Source organism: Echinicola shivajiensis (assembly GCF_018642165.1).
Lineage (GTDB): Bacteria > Bacteroidota > Bacteroidia > Cytophagales > Cyclobacteriaceae > Echinicola > Echinicola shivajiensis.
Map to the genome: position 1 here is coordinate 93,031 of NZ_JAHHZM010000015.1, position 22,436 is coordinate 115,466.

The 22,436-nt window shown below is 38.6% G+C and carries 24 protein-coding genes; 15 read left to right on the forward strand and 9 right to left on the reverse strand.

What is annotated here, in order from left to right; genetic code table 11:
* Positions 1–804 carry a hypothetical protein gene (locus tag KMW37_RS18590; protein ID WP_215226156.1) on the reverse strand — a complete coding sequence of 268 codons (804 nt, stop codon included), beginning with the start codon at positions 802–804 and terminating at the stop codon, positions 1–3.
* 359 nt (positions 805–1,163) lie between these two features.
* On the reverse strand, positions 1,164–2,651 hold the full coding sequence (locus tag KMW37_RS18595; protein WP_215226157.1) for a M28 family peptidase: 1,488 nt from the start codon (positions 2,649–2,651) through the stop codon (positions 1,164–1,166).
* 214 nt (positions 2,652–2,865) lie between these two features.
* On the opposite strand from KMW37_RS18595, the gene KMW37_RS18600 reads away from it, so the two are divergent.
* The 4 genes from KMW37_RS18600 to KMW37_RS18615 all read left to right on the forward strand — a co-directional run bounded on the left by KMW37_RS18600 (position 2,866) and on the right by KMW37_RS18615 (position 6,897).
* Positions 2,866–5,097: a TonB-dependent receptor gene (locus KMW37_RS18600; RefSeq protein WP_246581568.1), complete on the forward strand. Its 2,232-nt coding sequence runs from the start codon at positions 2,866–2,868 to the stop codon at positions 5,095–5,097.
* Between the two features lie 7 nt (positions 5,098–5,104).
* Positions 5,105–5,545, forward strand: a complete 441-nt coding sequence (locus KMW37_RS18605; protein ID WP_215226158.1) for a DUF4625 domain-containing protein — start codon at positions 5,105–5,107, stop codon at positions 5,543–5,545.
* Positions 5,542–6,027 (forward strand): DUF4625 domain-containing protein, encoded by a 486-nt coding sequence (locus KMW37_RS18610; RefSeq protein ID WP_246581569.1) that lies wholly within the window; start codon positions 5,542–5,544, stop codon positions 6,025–6,027. The genes KMW37_RS18605 and KMW37_RS18610 overlap by 4 nt, the downstream gene beginning before the upstream one ends.
* Positions 6,028–6,177: 150 nt before the next feature.
* Positions 6,178–6,897, forward strand: coding sequence for a hypothetical protein (locus KMW37_RS18615; protein WP_215226159.1), 720 nt, complete (start codon positions 6,178–6,180; stop codon positions 6,895–6,897).
* Between the two features lie 68 nt (positions 6,898–6,965).
* Here KMW37_RS18615 and KMW37_RS18620 read toward each other — a convergent pair whose 3' ends face one another.
* The 3 genes from KMW37_RS18620 to KMW37_RS18630 form a co-directional block, all read right to left on the reverse strand.
* Positions 6,966–7,673 carry a pseudouridine synthase gene (locus KMW37_RS18620; protein ID WP_215226160.1) on the reverse strand — a complete coding sequence of 236 codons (708 nt, stop codon included), beginning with the start codon at positions 7,671–7,673 and terminating at the stop codon, positions 6,966–6,968.
* A 75-nt stretch (positions 7,674–7,748) separates the two neighbouring features.
* On the reverse strand, positions 7,749–8,897 hold the full coding sequence (locus KMW37_RS18625) for a Gfo/Idh/MocA family protein (protein WP_215226161.1): 1,149 nt from the start codon (positions 8,895–8,897) through the stop codon (positions 7,749–7,751).
* A gap of 264 nt (positions 8,898–9,161) precedes the next feature.
* Positions 9,162–9,512 carry a hypothetical protein gene (locus tag KMW37_RS18630; RefSeq protein WP_215226162.1) on the reverse strand — a complete coding sequence of 117 codons (351 nt, stop codon included), beginning with the start codon at positions 9,510–9,512 and terminating at the stop codon, positions 9,162–9,164.
* 137 nt (positions 9,513–9,649) lie between these two features.
* Here KMW37_RS18630 and KMW37_RS18635 point away from each other — a divergent pair, with 137 nt between their 5' ends.
* Positions 9,650–10,135 (forward strand): hypothetical protein, encoded by a 486-nt coding sequence (locus KMW37_RS18635; RefSeq protein ID WP_215226163.1) that lies wholly within the window; start codon positions 9,650–9,652, stop codon positions 10,133–10,135.
* Positions 10,136–10,221: 86 nt separating this feature from the next.
* Here the strand turns inward: KMW37_RS18635 and KMW37_RS18640 are convergent, their stop codons facing one another.
* Complete coding sequence (locus tag KMW37_RS18640) at positions 10,222–10,560, reverse strand: zinc ribbon domain-containing protein YjdM (protein WP_215226164.1); 339 nt, start codon at positions 10,558–10,560, stop codon at positions 10,222–10,224.
* A 200-nt stretch (positions 10,561–10,760) separates the two neighbouring features.
* On the opposite strand from KMW37_RS18640, the gene KMW37_RS18645 reads away from it, so the two are divergent.
* Positions 10,761–11,027 (forward strand): hypothetical protein, encoded by a 267-nt coding sequence (locus KMW37_RS18645; protein WP_215226165.1) that lies wholly within the window; start codon positions 10,761–10,763, stop codon positions 11,025–11,027.
* 200 nt (positions 11,028–11,227) lie between these two features.
* On the opposite strand, the gene KMW37_RS18650 is transcribed toward KMW37_RS18645, so the two are convergent.
* Positions 11,228–12,247: a zinc-dependent alcohol dehydrogenase gene (locus KMW37_RS18650; RefSeq protein ID WP_215226166.1), complete on the reverse strand. Its 1,020-nt coding sequence runs from the start codon at positions 12,245–12,247 to the stop codon at positions 11,228–11,230.
* 167 nt (positions 12,248–12,414) lie between these two features.
* The gene (locus KMW37_RS18655; protein ID WP_215226167.1) at positions 12,415–13,257 is read right to left on the reverse strand and encodes an alpha/beta hydrolase family esterase; all 843 of its coding nucleotides are present in this window, start codon (positions 13,255–13,257) and stop codon (positions 12,415–12,417) included.
* Between the two features lie 537 nt (positions 13,258–13,794).
* On the opposite strand from KMW37_RS18655, the gene KMW37_RS18660 reads away from it, so the two are divergent.
* The 8 genes from KMW37_RS18660 (at position 13,795) to KMW37_RS18695 (ending at position 20,663) form a co-directional block, all read left to right on the forward strand.
* Positions 13,795–15,207 (forward strand): hypothetical protein, encoded by a 1,413-nt coding sequence (locus KMW37_RS18660; RefSeq protein ID WP_215226168.1) that lies wholly within the window; start codon positions 13,795–13,797, stop codon positions 15,205–15,207.
* Between the two features lie 317 nt (positions 15,208–15,524).
* A complete protein-coding gene (locus KMW37_RS18665) occupies positions 15,525–16,403 on the forward strand; it encodes a helix-turn-helix domain-containing protein (protein WP_215226169.1) in 879 nt (292 codons plus the stop codon).
* A gap of 158 nt (positions 16,404–16,561) precedes the next feature.
* A complete protein-coding gene (locus KMW37_RS18670) occupies positions 16,562–17,152 on the forward strand; it encodes a DapH/DapD/GlmU-related protein (RefSeq protein ID WP_215226170.1) in 591 nt (196 codons plus the stop codon).
* A 262-nt stretch (positions 17,153–17,414) separates the two neighbouring features.
* Complete coding sequence (locus KMW37_RS18675) at positions 17,415–17,897, forward strand: cupin domain-containing protein (protein ID WP_246581570.1); 483 nt, start codon at positions 17,415–17,417, stop codon at positions 17,895–17,897.
* Positions 17,898–17,929: 32 nt separating this feature from the next.
* The gene (locus KMW37_RS18680) at positions 17,930–19,123 is read left to right on the forward strand and encodes an NAD(P)-dependent alcohol dehydrogenase (RefSeq protein WP_215226171.1); all 1,194 of its coding nucleotides are present in this window, start codon (positions 17,930–17,932) and stop codon (positions 19,121–19,123) included.
* 21 nt (positions 19,124–19,144) lie between these two features.
* The gene (locus KMW37_RS18685; RefSeq protein WP_215226172.1) at positions 19,145–20,005 is read left to right on the forward strand and encodes an aldo/keto reductase; all 861 of its coding nucleotides are present in this window, start codon (positions 19,145–19,147) and stop codon (positions 20,003–20,005) included.
* A gap of 20 nt (positions 20,006–20,025) precedes the next feature.
* On the forward strand, positions 20,026–20,424 hold the full coding sequence (locus tag KMW37_RS18690) for a (R)-mandelonitrile lyase (protein ID WP_215226173.1): 399 nt from the start codon (positions 20,026–20,028) through the stop codon (positions 20,422–20,424).
* A 5-nt stretch (positions 20,425–20,429) separates the two neighbouring features.
* On the forward strand, positions 20,430–20,663 hold the full coding sequence (locus KMW37_RS18695; protein WP_215226174.1) for a tautomerase family protein: 234 nt from the start codon (positions 20,430–20,432) through the stop codon (positions 20,661–20,663).
* 124 nt (positions 20,664–20,787) lie between these two features.
* Here the strand turns inward: KMW37_RS18695 and KMW37_RS18700 are convergent, their stop codons facing one another.
* Positions 20,788–21,630 carry a helix-turn-helix domain-containing protein gene (locus tag KMW37_RS18700; protein WP_215226175.1) on the reverse strand — a complete coding sequence of 281 codons (843 nt, stop codon included), beginning with the start codon at positions 21,628–21,630 and terminating at the stop codon, positions 20,788–20,790.
* A gap of 202 nt (positions 21,631–21,832) precedes the next feature.
* On the opposite strand from KMW37_RS18700, the gene hxlB reads away from it, so the two are divergent.
* Positions 21,833–22,408, forward strand: a complete 576-nt coding sequence (hxlB, locus tag KMW37_RS18705; RefSeq protein WP_215226176.1) for a 6-phospho-3-hexuloisomerase — start codon at positions 21,833–21,835, stop codon at positions 22,406–22,408.
* Positions 22,409–22,436: the final 28 nt, after the last annotated feature.

Genomic DNA, 22,436 nt, shown 5'->3' on the forward strand with positions numbered 1-22,436 from the left:
CTACTTTGGGAATATTAGAGATATTACTGCTCTCATCCCAAATGCAGATTTTGCCCCGTTAGGTGCTGCTAAGTTGAAGCGTGGACCTGTTACGAATTGTATTTTTTGTTTTCCCAAGCTTGTTACTCCACTTACGTTAGGGTTGAACCATAAGGTGGTATTGTTAGATTGCCAGTTTTGGGTAAGTTCAAAATTAAAACCTGCGCCAGCACCTGATGGCCAGTTATAGGCCATAAAAGGCTGTAAAAATAGCTGACTTACATTATTCCTTTCACTGTCTCCTGCAATACTCCAAATTTGGTTGGCCAAAGCACCAATAGTAATAGCGCTTACTTGATATAAAGCAACAGCCGTGGGGCCCATTCCAAACTTCTTGCTTCCGAGTAAGTCATTTGAAGCTGTGGGAATGGCAAATACAGGCCCGAAACCCCAAATTATCTCAGATTCTTTTGGGCTTATAAATCCACTTAGAACCATATCACCAGTGCCTGATTGCTTGCTGCCAGTTTCAGTGATATTGTACTGGGTAATTATAGGTAAAATTGCCCTGGTAATAAGGTTCAAATCTTCAGTTAAGCTGAGGGGAATTACGGGTTGGATATTTACATTATAACGAGCACCTTCTAGATCTCCAATTCCAAAATCCATGTTTTGTTGAAATGGAACACTGATGAGACTAGCTATAGGATTGGCGAGTTTTTTGGCAAGCTCAGCAGCTGATTGTTGTTCATTTTCGGCTTGCGAATAGACAGTGGAGCAGCTAAGTACCAATAAAACGATCAAAAGATATGCTTTTACTTTCATAACTATTATGGTTTATAATGCTAAAAGTTAATTTTTTTGCTCTATTTCATTTAATCAGAAATGATTAGTACACTAAGGGTAGTCTTGTATTATAGATCGAATTAATATAATTTATTTTAAGCTATTTTTTGTCTTTATAGTTATAAATAATCATAAAAACCCACAATCTGACTTGTCTGTATCTGATTCTAATTTTGTAAAAAATATGGTTTTATGAAAATATTAAGGATCAGATACTTATAAGGAAAATTAGTATGCTCAAAAGGCTTGGTATTAAATCTGAAGCAAAAAAATAGGGAAGCCTTATTGACCTCCCTATTTCATATAAAATTGAATCATATGATTCTCCAAGTATCTGATTATTCCGTTCCGTACAGCTGTTTTCCAGCTTCTTCATATTTATCACCTTCTATCCATTTTGGCTGCTCAGGAGCATTGGCTATATTTTCAGCAGTGAGCAGGTATGATTTCCAATATTTCATGGCATAATCCAGGTCAAAATTATCTACCTGATCAGCAGCCTGATGATAGTACTTCATGATTTCAGCATCAAAGGCTGTGAATCCCAAGCTGAAAGTGGGGGCAGGGATTCCCTTTTTGGCAAAGTTGACATTATCTGAACGATCATAAAGTCCCTGCTCTGGAGATGGATCAGCAGTAACCCTCAACCCATAAGTATCAACAGCTTCCTTGATCAAATGGTCTGCAGAAGTTCTTCCAAATCCAATGACTGTGATGATTTCTGTATTATTATAACCACCATTGTCAATATTTAAATTATAGATCACCTTGTCCAAAGGGACCATTGGATTTTCAGAATAATAAGCAGATCCCAAAAGCCCTTTTTCCTCGGCTGTCCAGGCACAAAGTAGTATGGACCGCTTAGGTGGATTTTCAGCAAAGTATTTAGCGGCATTGATGATGGCTACGGTACCTACAGCATTATCCCTAGCGCCATTATAAATACTGTCTCCTTCTGCGTCTGGCTTACCCACACCTATGTGATCGTAGTGGGCGGATAGCATGACATACTCATCCTTTAAGTTTGGATCTGTCCCTTCAATTTGGGCAATTACATTTTTGCCGGTTATAGATAGGTTTTTCTTTCCTTTTATGTTGAGGTCAATTTCGGAACCAGGAGATTGGTCTATTGATTTAATCAAATTTCCATTAAGGTCTTTGGCCCAGATATAAGGGATTCCAGCTTCCTTTGGATCACCTTGGGCGATGGTCATTTGTGGTTTATTCAGATAGTTGGTCAATAGGCTCCATGGAGTGGTAGGGAGATTGTACATCTCTATCAAAGCCAGTGCTCCTTTTTCTTCAGCAAGTGCTAGTTTTTTTCTTCCTGCTGCAAAAAGCTGAGAAGGGCCCATCTGCTCAGGTCCACCAACCCTAACGATCAAAATTTTACCTTCTATGTCTTTACCTTCTAAATCTTCTTCTAAGCCATAGCCAGCTACGACAGTTTCATATTTCCCTTCAATGGCTTTGCCGTCCAAAACTAGAATTTCCTGACCTTGAGTCAAGGTTTCTTCTCCAAATATTATGGCCCCTTCATTTGGAGGATTGGAGATCCTGAAAGGAACTTCCTGAAAATAGTTATCTGCTCCTTCAACAGGTCGAGCATCGTATTTCCAGAATTGCTCCGCTATATATCTCGCCGCGATATCTATTTCAGAACGTGCAGCATCCCGGCCTTTTAGTTCATCTGAAGCTAAATACCTGAAATGGGAGATCGCTTCCTTTTCCTTGATGGATTGGTCGATTTTATTTTGCTGTGCATTAGTATAAGCGGGCATTAATGCCAATCCGGACAAAAATGAATAAAGTAGGTTTTTCTTCATGAGCTTTATTTAAAATTAGATAGCTAAATATAATTGATTTATGGCAGACTTAGTTCCTGATTAAATACTTAGGTTTTCTTCTAACTATTAGTAAATGAAAATGAGGCAACTAATAAAATTATATTAAATATGGGGTGCTTTTTATATGCAACATTGTTTCATTTTTATATAATATCATTACATTTGCAACAATGTTGCGTTTATGGTTATGATTATGTTTATAGAAAGCATCTTATTATTGTCCTTATTAAATCCCTTGCTAATTCGAGAAGGTAATGCCTATTTAGATATGGGCTCTTTTCCAGCTTATGCTCAACTTCAGCAGCGGAAAGATTCTACAATCAATAAAGAAGCAATTAAGACCTATGAATTGGGCGAAGTGATGGTCTCTGATCATCTAGAGCAAATCATAAAAGAAGAATCCTCCAATATCTCATTTGTCAGAAAAGATTATCTCCGAAAAAACAGGGGCAATAGCTTAATGAAGACAATGGAAAGATTGCCAGGAATAAGCACGGTCGGAATTGGTTCAGGCACATCCAAGCCATTGATCAGGGGATTGGGCTTTAATCAAGTTCTAGTGCTCACGAATGGTATCAAGCATGAAGGACAGCAATGGGGCGCTGACCATGGATTGGAATTGGATCAATATAATGTCGACCAAGTGCAGATCATAAAAGGTCCTGCCTCTATAAGTTATGGCTCAGATGCTATAGCCGGCGTGATAGATATCAAGGACAAACCTGTTCCAGACAGAGGAAGTCAGGGTGGAAGCCTTATTTTGAATGCCAAGTCCAATACGGCTTGGCTTGGGGCTTCAGCTAATATTTATGGACGTAGGGAAAAATGGTTTTATGATATGCGTTTCAGCTATGCTTCCTACGGGGATTTTAAAGTGCCCGCTGATACGGTTTATGTATATGACTTTGGCGTCGCCTTAGATCAGGGCAAGGTGCGAAATACTGCAGGAAAAGAATTTGATTGGTCTGTTAAGCTAGGATATTTGGAAGGCCCGTTGAAAAATACCCTTACCGCTGGAAGGGTATATATGAAATCAGGCTTCTTTGCCAATGCCCATGGATTGGAGCCTCGCAATGTCAATGAGGAATTGCATGATAGTGCTAATAGGGATATACTTTTACCTCATCAGGAAGTGGGACATTTTAAGCTCGTAGATCAGTTTTCCTATCGATTTGAAAAGCACCTCATAGAAGCTGATTTCGGCTTTCAGCTCAATGAAAGAAAGGAGTGGAGCCAATATGTTAATCATGGTTTTATGCCGCCTAATTACCCTGATGAATTGAGCTATCCCTCCACTTTGGAACGTTCATTTGACAAAAAAGTCTTCAGTATGCAGCCCAGAGATGAATGGTTCCTTAATAAACACCAATTGCAGTTTGGGCTCAGTGGAGAGTGGCAGATTAATGAGATCGGGGGCTGGGGATTTTTAATACCTGCCTTTCGAAAAGGTGGTTTTGGACTTTATGCCCTGGACAAGTTCAAGATAAATGAAGAGTGGCAAGTACAGGGCGCTTTGCGATATGATTATAGCCGGATAGCCATTGAGGCATATCAGGACTGGTTTCCATCTACTGAAGAGCAGGAGGAGCAGCCTTCTGACTATTTGTACCGCTCTCAAGCTAGTACAAGAACATTCAATAGTCAGGTTTGGGCACTGGGCTTCAATTACGTCCCTGGAAAGTTCAGTTTCAAAGGAAATATTGGAACAGGATTTAGGGTGCCTATAGCCAAGGAATTGGGTGCAAATGGGGTGAATTATCACTATTATCGATACGAAAGAGGAAATGCTGATTTAGCCCCAGAGAAGTCTTACCAGTTGGATTTGGGAGTGACATTTAAAGAAGACAGGTGGCAGATTGACTTTAGTCCTTTTTTGAATTACTTCTCCAATTATATTTACCTCAGTCCATCAGCTGAATATGATTATCTATACGGGGCAGGCAATCAGGTTTTTAATTATACCCAGTCAGAAGTAGTCCGTTTTGGAGGTGAACTTGCTGTAATTCACCAAATCAATAAAGACTTGGATGTAGAGTTATTGGGTGAATATGTATATAGTGAACAGCTTTCTGGGGATAAAAAGGGATACACCTTACCATTCTCACCACCGCCCTCAATATTGCTAAACACTACTTATAAACCATCATGGTCCTTGGGCATGGAAAACCCATATTTAGCCATAGATTATCGGTTAACAGCTAGACAGCAACAGATTGTACCACCGGAGAAAATGACTCCTGGATACCAACTGGTGGATTTGAGGTTTGGGGCCGAGTTGAATTTGTTCGATTCGCCCTTACAATTTGATTTTCAAGTTAGAAACGTTTCCAATACTAGGTATTTGAACCATACCAGTTTCTATAGATTAATCGACCTTCCCGAGCAGGGAAGAAGTTTTAATATTTCCTTTCAATTAGATATTTAAAAATAAAATGATGGAACAAAAGTATGTATGCATCTTATTGATTTTATGCTTTGGCTGGGCAATGTCGTCCTGTTCTGAAGATGATGCACAGCCAGATTTGGCCAATCCCCAGATTAGCAATATTGAGATTGGTTATGATAATAGAAAAGAAGGAAAAGTAGGGGAGGACTTTCATTTCAATGCAGATATCGTAGCTGGGGAAAAAATCAAAACCCTAACAGTTCAAATGCTACAAAAACAGGATCAGTCATACACAGAAGAATGGGAATATTTTGTGGAATGGAATGAATATAAGGGATTGAAAAACACTAATGTGCATAAGCATTTTACCATTCCAGAAAATGCTCCAATAGGTGCCTATGATTTTATCTTTACTGTGGTAGATACCAATGGAACTCATTTACAACTTAAAGAAGACTTTTACATCATCAACGAAGAGACAATATGAAGTACCTTAAGATACGTGAAATTTTTACTGCTTACATGCTCATCTTTGTTTTTTTGGTTGCTAGTTGTCAGTTCAATGAAGATGAACAGGATTTGATTTCACCTGAGATTGATAATAGTTTTTTAGGGGCTTTTCCAAGCCAATGTGCAGTGATCAAAAGAGGAGAAACATTTGTTTTTAGAGCTTTATTCAAGGATAATGTGGAATTAGGTAGTTACAGCCTGGATGTGCACCACAATTTTGACCATCATTCCCACAGCACAGAAGTGAATGACTGTAATATGGATCCGGTAAAGACTACCGAAAAGCCCTATTTGTTCATAGAAAGTTTTCCTATTCCTGAAGGCTTTCAAACCTATGAGGCAGTCATGGAAATTACTGTACCAAAAGATGTAGATCCAGGGGATTATCATTTTATGATCAAGGTTACAGATAAAGAGGGCTGGCAAACCCTGAAGGGAATTAGTATAAAGCTGGATTGAACAGCGTTCAATAATTTAAGTTTAGGCCAGGCATCTAATGGGTAAAATGCTCATTAGCTTGGATATGTATGTCTAATTTAAATATGCAACATTATTGCATTTTATTAACAACACTATAAATCAATTTTAATTTCTTAAATCAAACTATTTATGACACAGTTTATCAAAAGATCGTTTTTTCCTGTATTGTTCGTTGCATTGCTGGCCTTTTCATGTACTGAAGATGATGAGCCGGTGATTCCACAGGAAGGAATTGAAAAGGCCAATTTGGTTTTTACAGCACTTTCTGGGGATGACCATCTCAGTGCCCATGGGGATCATTTTCATGGTATAGATGGGGCAACAGAAGGAGAGCACATTTCAGTTGAATTTGATTCAGATGGAAATGCTTTAAGTGGTGGCCACCTTCACTTGGATCCAGAAGTAATTTATAAGGTTGAGCTGCAAGCTTGGGATTATCAAGGGAACCGGGTTGAGTCAGATTTTATCAAGAATAAAGCTACAGCAGACCAATACAAGGCCTTTTTAATAGGGGGGGATTTTGTGCTGAACCCTGATACAGATGATGAATCTGGTGCCATTTTCCAAGCTAGGGAAAAAGAATATGCAGATGGATCTGCCGTGGATGGCAAATATGAAGTCACAGGAATATTAAGTTATTTAATCATTGGAGAATCCAATGAGGGAGAGTCTAAAGCGGTGTCTTATGTACTTAGAAAATTCGATGATCCTATTACCAAGGCAGGGATTGAGCGTATTGATTGGAATGCAGATGACTACGAAGAGCGATTTCCAGGAGACGATGTTCTGAATCTTACATTTGAGATTCATGCAGAGCATGAAGAAGATGATCATGATCATGATCACTAAGTAAAAAATTACATAGATTTGGTTAGTGGAGTAAAAAGCCGGCCTTTATTGGGGGCCGGTTTTTTTATCTACGCTATGCTATTTCCCCAACCAAAAGATTGAACGATATGCATAAAGTAGTCAGGTGGATTTGCTTTCACCCGAATGACTTCTTTGGTTATGGGATGGATAAATTCAGTTTGCCAAGCATGTAGAAGCATATTGTGCATATTATAGTGCATTCGAAAAAATCTGTTTTGGCGATTGTCACCGTGTGTATTATCCCCGATGATATAATTCCTTTCATGGGCCATATGACGACGGATTTGATGCATTCTACCGGTGAGAGGGTAGGCCCTTACCAGTGAATAACGGCTAGTTTCATGTTTGGGGGAACTCGCAAAAGGAATTTCAACTTCTGCCAGTCTTAGGTATTCCGTTTGGGCATCCTGCAACTCTTTTTTTAGCTTCTTTTTTAATGGATGATCTATAAGCGCTTCTTTTTCCTTGGTATAGCCTCTAACAATGGTGAGGTAGTATTTTTTAATTTCATTATTGGTAAAGAGCTCTTGGAAAGGGGCCACTGCCTCAGATGATTTGGCAAACCAAAGAATGCCAGAAGTCGGCCTATCTATCCTGTGAAGGGGATAAACCTTAAGGCCTATTTGGTCTCTCAAGGTTTGAAGGGCATAAACAGGTTCATCCTCCATGGCGATATTGGATTTATGCACCATCATACCTGCTGGTTTATTGACAGCAATATAATAATCGTCTTGGTATAGTATTTCCAGCTCCATCAAATAGGTATTTCAATAAAAAGGCCTCTCCCAATAAACAGGAAAGGCCTTTAGCATCTTATATTCCTGCAAATCCTAGATTTTCACCCAAGCCTGCTTTTTATTACTTTCTATGATTCGCTCGCAAATCAACAATTCCCTGTATCCATCAGCAAAAGTAGGGAAGCTTGGTGCCTCAGGCTGCTTTCCTTCAGCAACAGCAGCATACACTTCTTTGAACATTTGTTTGGAGGTATCTGGGAAGCCTTCATTATGACCACCTGGGAAACTGATCAAACCAGCAGCCTCTTGGGTAAATAAGGAAGGATCTTTCATCAATTGTTGGTTGGCCGTTTCACGTTTACCGATCCACATCTCATTGGGCTTTTCAGAGCACCATTCAAAATTGGATTTAGAACCTGCGATCTCAATATTCAATCTGTTTTTTCTACCTGCGTTGACTTGACTTACGGTCACAGAACCTTTATTGCCATTGTCAAACCTTAGCATTACTGTAGCATGATCCTCAGTATCAATTGGAACTTCGGCATAATCTGATTCCTGAAGCATTTTGCCTGAATAGGTTTCTATGGCTTTTAACGGCTTCAAACGTGTTTTATGTACCGTAGAGAAATCGGCCATTACCTCAGTAACCTTTAATCCAGTTACATATTCAGTCAAATCCAATAAGTGGGAACCAATATCTGCAATAGCCCTGGAATCACCGGATTTGTCCGGCTCCAATCTCCAGTTATAGTCAGTTTTTAAGAATAACCAGTCCTGTAGGTAAGAGCCCATAATGCTATAAATATCTCCCAATTCACCATTTTCTCTCATGGTCTTCATCTGACGAACCATTGGATAATAGCGCAGGTTGAAGTGAACTGCATTGACAAGGCCTTTTTCTTTGGCCAGGGCTACCAATTCTTCAGCTTCCTCAATTTTGGTGGCCAATGGCTTTTCACAAACCACATGTTTGCCAGCTAATAAGGCTGCCTTTGACTGTGAATAATGAAGGAAGTTAGGGGTACAGATATGAACAACATCAATATCATCTTGCTTCAACATATCATCAAAAAGATAGGCATTTGGAATACCTAGCAAGTTGGCTTTTTCCTTGGCCAATTCGATATTCACTTCACATAATGCGGTAACTTCGATATTGGGAATTCTGCGCAAAGCCTCTAGGTGGGCTGGTCCGATAAATCCTGTGCCCACTATGGCCACATTAATTTTCTTGGTCATGTTATAAGGTTTTCTATAGGTTGTATTAAAAGTTGGGGATTAAAGATAGGAGCAAGAAACGGATTTTCAAATTAATGGGCTGCTTTATGAGCAATTGGAGTATTGGGCTATTTAAGGTCAATAGTTTATTGTTTAATCTACCACAAAGGTCACAAAGCTTGCACAAAGAACCCCATGTATGTACAAAGAACGAGGTGAGAAGTACGAAGTGGGATTTTTGAGTTGAAAAGTAACGAGTTAAGTCTAATGTCTTGTGTCTAACCTCTAAATATCATCCATCCCTCTTTCTGGTATCATGGGACCAATGAAAACAATTTCATCTTTTTCAGTATCAATTTGATAATCCAGTTTGATTTTGTCCTTATCCTGTTCATGAATATTCAGGCAGGCATTATAGTAAATCTTATTAAAAGCTAGAATCACTGTTCCTGAGAGATCTGTACCAATTGACTTGATTTCTTCCAATGAGATATCTTCAGCAATGGCCCCATCCAATTTTGCATACAAGGAGATAAAAATGCCCCATTCCTTTTGCTCTTTGGCTATGGTTTCCCCAATCAGATTTTTTGGATCAGAATGGGTATTGTTCAATTTGAATTTCCAGGATTCCTGCATCTTTTTGTTTTAAATAATATTCAAATTTAATGAAATCAATTACTACTAGTATAATTGTGATAGGTATTTAAGGCTGTGAGAAGAAGTATTGATGGCTTCATGTTGATATTTTTGGCTTTAATGATGACTTTTGGTTTATGAAACTCCCCAGCCTTGCCCAGATAAAAAAAGAGCTTTCCCATCTTTCAGAGGATGATTTGATTGCCTTGTTAATGGATACTGCAAAGTTCACTACAGACAATAAGCAGTTTCTGTTTTTTAAAGTTTACGGAAGGGAGAATCCAGTATTTTTTCAGGAAATGGTGGAAGAAGAACTCCAGCAGGCATTTGAGAATGCCAATTTGGATCATGCTCATTTTGCCAAAAAATCAGCCCAAGCCATCAGAAGGAAGCTGAACAAATACCTGAAGTTCACGAAGGATAAAACTATTCAGATTGAGCTGATTGCTTTCTTCTGCAGAGGACTGAAGGAAAACGGCTATATGGATTTTCGCCATCCTGTGATTGGAAACCTTTATCAAATGCAGTTGAATAAGATTCAAAAGCTCATTTCTGGGCTCCATGAGGATTTACAATACGATTACCAAAGTCTTTTGGAGGAATTAGTCAGTATTGAGTATTAAGTACGGAAAAAAATACTGAGTTTGCCATCTAATATTATAAGTAAGGCGCCTAGTGTTTCTCACGACTAAATACTCATGACTAAAAATTATGCCTTTTTCACAAACTCTGATTTCAGGGCCATAGAACCAAAGCCATCAATCTTACAGTCGATATTATGATCACCTTCCACCAAACGGATATTTTTTACTTTAGTACCCGCTTTGATAGGTTGAGGATAACCTTTAACTGGTAAATTCTTCACTACAATTACACTATCGCCATCCTGTAGTTCCATGCCATTAGAATCTTTGACCACCAAACCAGTTTCTTCTACCACTGCTTCATCAGGGTTCCATTCATGTGCACATTCTGGACAAACCATCAAAGCATCCATTGGATAAGTATATTCACAGCCGCATTTTGGGCAAGGGATAATATCAGACATTTTTACAAATCGTTTTAATGAGCCACAAAGATACGGAAATCTTGGATTTTTACTGTGAAAAGCAGAATTGCTCATAACAAGCATCTTAGTCCATTTCTTTCTCAATACTCCACAATCCCTACTGAATACTTTTTTTACTTTGCAATGGAAATTTTGATGACTAACTTCGGTCGAAATTATTTATCCCTTAGATTAATTATATGTTTGAAGGTTCAGATTATCCAAAGGCACTTAGTGAGGAACTTTTTGAAAATTGGCTAGAAGAAGGGCGCGCAAAAAAGATCAGGTATAACTATATGTTGATTATTTGGAATGTGGTGGATGAAACCTATAAGCCTCAATATGTGGAAAGCCGTGAGGAATTTAGCGGATATGAGACCTATCCCAATAATACCGGCCAGGAAGGTTTGGTAGCAGTATATGATTTATATTCGGAATCCAGAATAATGTTAGATATTCGACACTAGATATTCTACATTAGATTTAAGATTAATGAAAAAAGTGTCAAGTAATTTTAGGCCGTGACACTTTCCAGGCTAACTATTCATTAATCCTTAGAAGTAATTTCTTTATATTAAAATTTGAAGCTTCATTATATAACAAAACCCGCATTTTTAAAAGGCGGGTTTTGTTATTTGGATGTTTTGCGAATCCGGAATAAAATTTATTATTCCTGACAGTCTACCAGGACTTTTACGGACTTAGATCCATCGGCTTGTGTCTCAAATGCTTTTGGCAGTTCGGCCAACGGAAATTGATGGGTGACAAGTGGAGAAATATCCAGTTTGCCATTGCTGCTGAGTTCAATTGCCTCCAAAAAGTCTTCAGGTTTATAGAACAAGGATCCCCTTACCGTCAAGCGTTTGTATACCACAAGATTGGGGTCAACAATAAGGTCCTTGCTGTATATGGCCAAAACGGTAAGCTTACCATCTGGGGCCAGTAATTCCATGTTTTGGGCCAATAAAGCGCTCACTCCTGAACACTCAAATACGGCAGTCAAATTGGGCAATTTACCTGCATAGTTTAAAGAGTCTACTTCACCATATGTTTTAGAAACAAAATCCTTCATATTTCCATCGGTGGAAGGGTTAAAGGCATATTTTGCCCCGACCTTTTTTGCCAGTTCAAGTCGTTTTGAACTGATATCCGAGGCGATAATATTATCTATTCCTTTACTTTTTAACCCAGCAATTGTCACCAAACCAATGGTGCCACATCCTGTTACAAGTATATTATCCTGGGGGTGTACATCTGTAATATTAATGGCTGCCAGGCCCACTGATAGGGGTTCAATCAGTGCTCCTTTTTTGCTGTCAATATTATCGGGGATTTTATAAATGTTTTGGTTGAGCTTTGCGGCATCTATTTTTACATATTTGGCAAATCCACCAGGGGCAAGTCCAAGACCAATACCATTGTACATTGGGTTGATGACCACTCTGTCCCCAATATTTAAACCCTGTACATCTTTACCAATTTCTATCAATTCCCCAGAAAATTCGTGCCCCAATACAGAACCTCTGGGAACAAGTCCTTCATGATATATATGTAAATCGGTTCCGCAAATTCCTGTCTTTGCTACTTTTACAATTACACTATCATCGCTAATTATTGGCTTTTCCCTTTCTTCTACTTTTATATCGTGTATTTCATGGAATACTCCAGATGGGTTTGAATTTTTCATTTTCGCTAGGGTTTATGTTAAAAGAAATATTACGTTATTAACGATAATGAGGAGTGTGAGTTGTAAGTGAGGATATACTATTTGCTGAATATCAATGTGTTGTTGGATGTTTGTAATTGCTTTTACTTTATTTGAATGGAAGTCAAAAAGAATCAAAAGATCACTTACTACTCCAGGGTATTGAAAAAATCAAAAATCAAATGATTGGCATCTAAAATTTGAGAGGGGGCATCAGCCTTTCTCCATGGTTTCCCTTCTGCGCCTGGCCAAGAATGCCCTCCATCATCTGTGATATAATATTTCATGGGCACTGAACCTTTATTCCATTGGTATAGCGTATACCCATTGTTTTTTAAGGTTTCCATCTCTTCGCATTGATTGATTTCCTCCCAATTAGCGATGACTTCTTCCAAAGAGGGGAAATCAAAGCCTGATGGCCCATTTCCTTTTCCTCCTTCCAAGGGTACATTTTGGTCTTCCTTGGAGTGAAAATGGATAATAGGCACTGCTGAACCACAGCTTTTCACGGGTAGAATGGTACCTGCCACTGGTGCAATGGCCCTGATCTTTTCAGGAATTTCACAGGCCAGGCGATAAGCCATCATTGCCCCATTGGACATACCTGTAACGAATACTTTTTTAGGATCAATACCCTGTTCTGCCACCAATTTATCAATAAGCTTACTGATAAACTTCACGTCATCCACCTCGTTTTTAGCAGCATAACCACAACAGCCTCCTGCATTCCAAGTTCGTATATTCAATAGCCGTCCCTTACGGTCAATGCCATCTGGATAGACCACAGCATAGTCATTTTGATGAGATATAGGAGTGAGCGAATAGGAATCTTTTGCCTGCTGCCCACTGCCAAAACCACCATGTAAGACAATTAAAAGAGGTATTTTGTCATTCGGGTTTTGGGGTAAGTCCAAGATAAAACTCCGATCAATCCCATCGACTAAGATCGTATTTTTTACTGGGTCTTTTGTTGAAAACACAGTTAGGATCATTAAAATCACTATTTGAAAAATTAAAGTCATCAATTTTATCTGCTGGGATATAGTTTAGACAATATCCATATTGATCGGTTTAATATTCACTTTCCATCAATGAAAATTAGGATTACATATAAGATGATCAAAGGTTTAAATCAAAACCATGAGAAAATGAATAAATGTTAATTGTAAACCAAAGGTTGTTTTTTGGAAATGAAATATATTTGTTTTATAGTATTAAAATGAAAATTTAATTTTTAGATTTATAATAATTGTTGGTTGATAGGAGGAAAATCTCTTGAAATACAATGATATACAAGATTCTGAATTGAAAGATTTTATTGCAATGTTTAATGGGCTGATTGGGAATATAATTTGATCCAAATCATATTATTTTTTTAAAATCAGGAAGGTCAATTCGAATTGTATAAAAAAAGGGAGTGATCAAGTTTTAGTGTGCCTAGAATCATTATTTCCGCCTTTAATATAGGGGGAATAGACATAGATGAAATTGCCGATTTAATTCAATTTTTTTCACCAAACACAATGATCATGAAAAATAAATCACATTATCACTTAATGACGGTATTGCTCTTAGGCCTGTTCTCCTGTAAAGAACAAAAGAAGGAGGTTACTGAAACCGCTCTAATGCATTTCGCTTATGACAAGGTAACACCTGCGGAATTTCCTCAGCTAAATATTCCTGGTTTTAACTTCCCGGAAGATTCAACAGTCCTAAACCAGTGGATTCATGAAATGGATACCGAAAAAATCTATTTACATGGCTGGGGAATTTGGGCTGGGCTTACAGCCAAAACCGATCAAAAAATTCCCGGAGATCCAAGAAACTTGCTTGTTTTTGAGACATGGCTGACTCCAGAGGAAATGATTGATTCCATTAAAAATGAACCGATCAAAAGATCCAATAGGGCCAACCTGAAAGTCCCCAATCAATTCACCCATTTTGCTGCAATGCAAAAAACAGTCAATGATAGTATTTTTGAGTCTGTATCATATAGTCCAGGGGCATCCAGCTATGCCATTGAAAATAAAATATTCATGGCCACTACCCTTTATAATATGGCCAAAAATGAAGGGAGGACAGAGATTCCTTTTTTCCCAACTGATGCCATTACGATAAAGCCAGTATTTAAACTATTACCTACTTCAGGAGGAGAATCAAGGTTTGACATTGCTACTTGGCCGGGTACTATAGATTCATTGGCAGCTTTTCCAGAAAAGGAATGGGGTAGCTATGTGACGGTGGATGTAAATAATAATGGAAATATATCCAATGATATTTATCCCTTGGATGATTTTATCCATTTTAAGTTGAATGACGAAGATGCCTATTTTCTTAATGAAGAATTTTCTGAAAATAGCGGAAATCAGTTCAATGCAAAGCCCGGGGATATAGCCATATTGATAGGGATGCATGTGACCTCTAGAGAAATCACCAATTGGACTTGGCAAACTTTCTGGTGGACTCCTGATCATAATGACCCACCAGCCCCCAGTTCAAAATCCATAGCGGAAAGTAGGCCTGATGAACTGAAAGGGCCAGCCCGTCATTATGCTATGGCTGTGGCCTATTATATGGTAAATCCCAATGAGCCTTATTCTGGAGAAAATATCATCGGGACTCCTAATTATGCTTTTAATCCATATTTGGAAGCGGGCTTCGGTCCAAAGGTATTTGATGAAGCTATCAGCTTTGTAAATACGGAAGAAGGTAAAATAGATACCTATGCCGGGGTAAGGACCAATTGTATGAGCTGTCATAGAATGGCTTCGGTAAATCCAGATGGCCTTTCCACTTCCTCCACCTCAAAAACACCCTACGTGGGCAATTCCTATGTCAGTCGATCAGATACGATCTTTGATGGACAATTATTGTTGGATTTTGCCTGGTCCATCCAAGGTAATGTGGATACCACAGGAATTAAGGCTTATCTGGAAAAATAGTTGGTATTTGAGATATATGGGGATAGTTATTAATAGGTGTTTTTTGAACCTAGTTACTGGGTGTAGCATTTGCTACACCCAGTAATACAACTGTACCGGTTGTCATAGAAACGATATCTAGTCCTCATTTGCAACTAGGATTTTTTAATTTCAGCATTTTTAACGCTTCAATCATTAAATCAATTAGCCGAATTACAAATGCTTTGATATAGCAACCTGCGTTGCAAACACGGGTTAGCTCGATTTAATGTAATTGGGAACTTTAAATCCAAACTAGCGATTGTACATATTCGGTTTGAATTTCTTAACTTTAATATATGGATACCAAAATCAAGCGCTCTGTTTCCGATTTCAACAATGAATTAAAACTAAAAGGGTTCAATATATTCCAAATTGAAAAGGATGGTAATGCCACTAAAACCTATAGCCGAAAGGATTTTTATAAAATCTGTCTGACCACTGGTAAAAGTGTTATTCATTATGCTGATCGTAGTTTTGAGCAGGAAGGCACGATTTTATTTTTTGGTAATCCACATATACCTTATTCATGGGAGACAATTTCTACCAAGTATGTGGGGTACACTTGTCTCTTTTCTGAGGATTTCTTAAAGCAATCAGATCGTTTAGATATTCTCCAACAATCACCTTTATTTAAACTAGGAGGAACTCCAATACTTAAAATAACGGAACAGCAAAGGGAATTCTTAAATGGGATTTTTCAAAAAATGATTGAAGAACAGCAATCTGACTATTCCTATAAAGATGATTTGATTCGCAATTATATCTATTTGATTTTACATGAGGCCATGAAATTGCAGCCATCTGAAAACTATGATCAACATCATAATGCAGCTTCAAGGTTAACCTCAGTTTTCATGGAGCTGTTGGAAAGACAATTTCCCATCGAAACTCCAGATAACCCTTTGAAACTTAGAACGGCTCAGGATTATGCAAGCAATCTTTCTGTTCATGTCAATTATCTCAACCGGTCTATCAAGGAGGTTACGGGTAAACCAACGACAGCTCATATTACAGAGCGTATATTGAGCGAAGCGAAGGCTCTTCTTCAGCATACCAACTGGAATATTAGCGAAATTGCTTATGCTTTGGGTTTTGAGTACCCCACTTACTTTAACAATTTCTTTAAAAAGCAAACAGGCAATACTCCAAAGGATATTCGGATTGCCAATGTTTGAAATTCTTATTTTTTGATTTGATATTCATTATTACCCCAGCCCATTTTTTGCTGACCTTTGTATCGTGGTTCGAGCTCAACTAAAGCAATGATTAATATGCTTTGATGTATATTATATAAGCTTGAATTATTATCAGGGAAATCTAAATATTGAAGGAAATGGGCAAGTCAATTAAAACACAATCATCTGAAAAGAACATTTTTGATCGATTTTTAGAAGGGGAATCTATCCCAATGGATGACCCAGGTTTCGAACAGCTATCTGAAGAGGTAGACCATACCATAGTTCTTTCCACTCAACTGAATAATTCTACTAATGTGAATGAAATTCGGGAATATCTGAGTGAAATCATAGGAGAGAAGGTCGATGAGAGCACCAGGGTGTTTGCTCCGTTTTACACCAATTATGGTAAGAATATTTCTTTGGGAAAAAATGTGTTTATCAACCATGCCTGTAGTTTTCTTGATTTGGGTGGAATAACCATAGAAGATGGAGTGATGATTGGCCCTAGGGTAAATATCACTTCCGAAAACCACCCAGTGGAGATTTCCATAAGGAAAACATTAGTGCCTGGAGCAGTGACTGTAAAGAAGAATGCTTGGATAGGGGCAGGAGCAACAATTCTCCCTGGTGTAACTGTAGGAGAAAATGCTGTCGTTGCTGCTGGTGCTGTGGTAACATCAGACATACCAGCCAATACCCTTGTAGCTGGAGTACCTGCAAAAATTAAGAAGGAATTGAACGAATAAATTTTCTGGTGGATTGTGTCTCATTTTGATAGAGCTATCCCACATAACAACTTGTCATAACTAATCCTTATACAGATACAAGATTCTGTAAATAATCTTAATCTATTTCGAGGTTGTATTTTTTAAAAATAAGAACAACAGTCTGTTAAGGTGTCTTGTGAAATGGGGAATGATTTGAATTTCTTAATTATAGGTTTGATATCCTTTATCTCCTAAGTTATAAAATACAATACCTTGATCTTGAATTTAAATATAAATAATCATGCGAAGATTACTTACATTTTCAATGCTTTTAGCACTTACTGCAAGTTGTGGTCAGCAGGTTTCAAAAAGCCATAATGACCAAGTTTTGGAGAGCATATTCCCTAAAGGTCAAAAGGGCCCATCGGAATTTTTTACAGGAAATGCCTATAACCAGGGTTTGGTTCCGATGGATTCTACCTTGACTACTTTGGTAGGGAATGTATATTTTGAGCCAGGGGCTCGTAGTAACTGGCATACACATCCAGCTGGTCAAATCCTGATCATTACTGATGGTATGGGCTATCACCAAATTGAAGGAGAGCCCATTCAGAAGTTGGAGAAAGGAGATGTGGCGACCTGCCCGCCTAATACCAGACATTGGCATGGAGCAAGCCATGAATTTGGTTTACAGCAGTTGTATATCGTTCCTAATACTGAAAAAGGGATAGTAGAATGGATGGAAGCTGTATCTGATGAAATTTATGATGCAGGAAAAGAATAGAAATTCCTAATCAAACCTAATAAATCCATAAAATGAAGAATGAAAAAACCGTGAGGGAGAGCTCTAGAAGGGCATTTCTTCAACAATCGACCTTGCTTGGAGCTGGGCTGACCTTATCGAATCCTATACAGCTTTTCTCGAAGCAACAAAACAAAGAAAAATTAAAGCAAACCGTTTCTACCAGAGGCTATGCAGCAATGGACGAATCAGGAAAGCTGATGCCTTGGGAGTTTGAGCGAAGACCTGTCGGGGACGATGACATTCTGATTGATATCAAATTTGCGAGCATCTGCCATTCTGATATTCATCAGGAAAAAGGACATTGGGGCCAACAAATCTATCCTCAAGTACCTGGCCATGAGATTGTAGGCGTGGTGGCAGCAGTAGGTAAAAATGTCACCAAATTTAAGCTTGGTGATAGGGCAGGAGTAGGATGTATGGTTGACAGCTGTATGGAGTGCGAGAGCTGCACCCATGGTGAAGAACATTTTTGTGAAAGAGGGGAAACTCTATTTACCTATGGATATCCAACTAATGCCGAACCAACTGGTATTACCCAAGGAGGATATTCCAATAAAATTGTGGTAAGGGACCATTTTGCTGTACATATCCCTGAGCATATCAGTTTTGAGGAGGCGGCACCTTTGCTTTGTGCCGGGATCACAACTTATTCCCCTTTAATGAATGCACGGTTGAATGTAGGAGATAAGGTTGGGGTAGCAGGAATTGGTGGACTTGGACATATGGCGGTGAAGTTGGCTGTATCCAAGGGAGCTGAAGTTTATGCTTTTACCACATCCTCAGAAAAAGCAGCTGATATAAAATCTTGGGGAGCTAAGGAGGTAATCGTTGTAGATAAGGATTTCAAAAACCTGAAAGCATATGCCAAGCAATTGGGTTATATGATCTGTACAATTCCTTATCAATTTAACGCAGCACCTTATGTGGCCTGCGTAAAACCTTTTGGCCATTTCACCTATGTAGGGATGCCAGAAGCATTTGAAATCAACCTCAATAATTTGGGCTTGGCTGCTTCAAGGGTAAACTTCAATTCTTCTTTAATTGGTGGGATTCCAGAAACCCAAGAGGTCATTCACTATTGTGCAGATAATGGTATTCGGCCACAAATAGAAATCATCCAGGCAAATCAGATTAATGAGGCTTGGGAAAAAGTAGTCAACAAAGAAGCCCGCTACCGATATGTGATAGATGCGGCAACATTTTAAATTTTAAAACTAAAATAAATAATGATTATACAAGAAAAATTCACTTTATCCAATGGAGTTGAAATCCCTAAATTGGGATTAGGTACCTGGTTTATTGGAGACGAGGAAGTGGTAGAAGCAGTAAAAGAAGCCGTAAAATTGGGCTATAGGCATATAGACACCGCCCAGGCTTATGGAAATGAAGTAGGCGTAGGAAGGGGAATTAAAGATAGTGGTCTAATGCGTGAAGAGCTGTTCGTGACCACTAAGCTGGCAGCAGAAACAAAAACATATGAGGAAGCCGTAGCAGGAATCGATGAGTCACTTAATAAATTGGGACTTGACTATATTGATTTGATGATTATTCACAGTCCCCAGCCTTGGGCGGAATTTGGCCAAGATGATCGCCATCTCAAAGGAAACCAAGAAGCATGGAGGGCTTTGGAGGATGCTTATAAAGCAGGCAAACTGAAAGCCATTGGACTTTCTAATTTTAAAGAAGCTGATATTGAAAACATTCTCGATACTTGCTCTATCAAGCCTATGGTGAATCAAATATTGGCTCATATTAGCAATACGCCAAAGGAACTGATCAATTACTGTCAAGATCAGGGAATCCTTGTGGAAGCTTATTCCCCAATTGGTCATGGTGAGCTTTTAAAGAATGAAGAGGTAATTAAAATGGCTCAAAAATATAAAGTTAGCGTTCCACAATTAGGGATTCGCTATGATTTGCAACTAGGCATGCTTCCTTTGCCAAAAACTGCCAATCCTGCACATATGAAGGGCAATGCAGATTTGGATTTTGAAATCAGTAAGGATGATATGGAAATCCTTCAAAATATGGAGCAAATAGAAAATTATGGGGAAGCTAGTGTTTTTCCAGTATACTCAGGTAAATGAAATTACTAAAAGTCTGAACTATGGAAATCATAAAAAAAGATCAACTCAATTCAGTGAAAGGGCCTGAAGATTGGTTTACAGGGGCAGTAAGAATTGATCCACTATTCAACCAAAAAGAGAATACTACCAAGGCTGCAGGGGCCTTGGTAACCTTTGAACCTGGGGCTAGAACTGCCTGGCATACCCATCCCGCTAGGCAAATCTTAATTGTGCAGTCAGGTTTAGGTTGGGTCCAAAAGGAGGGAGGTCCCATAGAAGAGATCCGTCCTGGTGATATCGTCTGGTTTGAGCCAGGAGAAAAGCATTGGCATGGAGCATCCGCAAATAAAGCCATGAGTCATATAGCCATTCAGGAAGAAGTAAAAGGGGAAGTGGTGAAATGGATGGAAAAGGTTTCAGATGAAGACTATCTAAGATAAAAGCTATGCCTCATATTCAAATAAAGCTGTTAGAAGGTAAAACTGAAGCGCAAAAGCAAGCATTGGCAGATGAAGTCATCAAAGCAGCCCAAAAAGTCATTGGCTATGGTGATGAATCCTATTCAGTAACCATAGAGGATTTTACCTTAAAAGAATGGAAGGATGAGGTCTATCCGAATGATATTATGGGAAATGGCAATCAGGATATTCTTTACAAATCCCCAGGATACAAGATGTAAGCAAATAATCTAGTCCTCGTTTGCAACGAGGACTTTAAATCTCAGCGTTTTCAACGCCTTATTCTCTATTTAAATGGCCGCATTACAAATGCTTGAATCAAACAACCCGAGTTACAAAAACGGGTTAGTTAATTAGGGTATTATCATAATTATCAATATGGTTCCTAACGTTTAACTGGAACTCCTGCGGTGTTTGCCCTGCATGTAGTTTGAAGAAACGGCTAAAATAGGACCTGTCCTTAAATCCTAGGTTAAAGGCAATTTCTTTGATGGTATTTTCGCTATGGATGATCTGTCTTTTGGCCTCCAGCAATACCCGGTCATGGATCAATTGCATCCCCGTTTTATTCAATTTTTCCCTCAATATCTGGTTAAGCCTCTTACCGCTTATTCCCAGTTTATCCGCATAAAATTCAGCTGTACGCTCCTCTAAGTAATTCGTCTCTAATAAAATCATAAACTCATAGATGCGCTTCTCATTGATATCCTGCAAGGTAAAATGCTGCTCTTTCAATTGTATCAACTGAAGTAAAAATACTTTAAGCAGTGCCTTTATCATGGTGAGATTCAATACTGGTTGTTTGTATTCTTCATTCATCAGGTCAAAAATGGTATTCAGTTTTCTTGAGCTTTCTTCATTGACCTGTAGGCAAGAAAATTCTCCTTGAATATTGAAAATCCGGAAGACATCCAGTAAAAACTCCTTTAGGTCGCCCTCCAATAATTCTCTTTTGAAGGAAATCAGTAAGCCTTTTTTTCCAGCTTTATTTAACTGGTGAACTCGATATGGGGGAATGAGGTAAATCCAATCTCCCCGCAGGGTCTGGAAACTATGCTGAGGTTCATGAAGTGCATCTTCATCCTTGAGCCAGACTACCTCAAAGAACTCCTTTCTTCCAGGATCATCCAGATAAGAAGGTGGACAGTTATCAAGATTTCGAATATAGATTACCTTATCACTCAGCATATACTTGTTTTATCAGGGTTTTTATCTTTTTCCAAATAGTACCACAAAAATAGCGAATATCACCCAAGGTTTTATAGGATTGGGCTAATTGTACCACACATCTGTCAAATAGTGTACAAACAGTACCAGCTGTGCAACCTAGTTTTGTATCCAAGATTTACTTAATCAATTCGAGCCAAAGAAATTAGTAAAGAGTAAGAATATGGAAACAGCTATCGAAACCAATGGCATTCGGGAGGCCTTTGATTTGATCATCAAAGAACATGTGGACTTATCTAATAAACTTCAATTTGAATCGGTGAACACTATTATCCCTGTATTACTAGAAGCAGAGCATATCTTTTTGATTGGTGCTGGAAGGACAGGATTTATGGTGAAGGCAGCTGCCATGCGCCTGATGCATTTGGGCTATTCGGTGCATGTTGTTGGAGAGACGACCACACCTGCAATAGGTAGTGGAGATGTATTGATAGCTGTCTCCGGTTCCGGTACTACTTCTTCTATTGTAAAGGCTGCAGAAACAGCTTATAATCACCATGCAAAGGTTATTGGCTTTACGACCAATAATGAATCCGCATTGGCACAATTGGCACAATATACTATCATAATCCCTGCAGCGGGTAAGCAAGATCACGATGGAAATATATCTGCTCAGTATGCAGGAAGTTTATTTGAACAGTCCTTTTTATTGGTTTTCGATGCACTTATCCAGCATTTATGGAAGGAGGGAGGTAGTACTGCGGAAGAACTGTGGAAGCGCCACGCCAATATGGAATAAGCATATTTAGATTAATATTATCATTTAA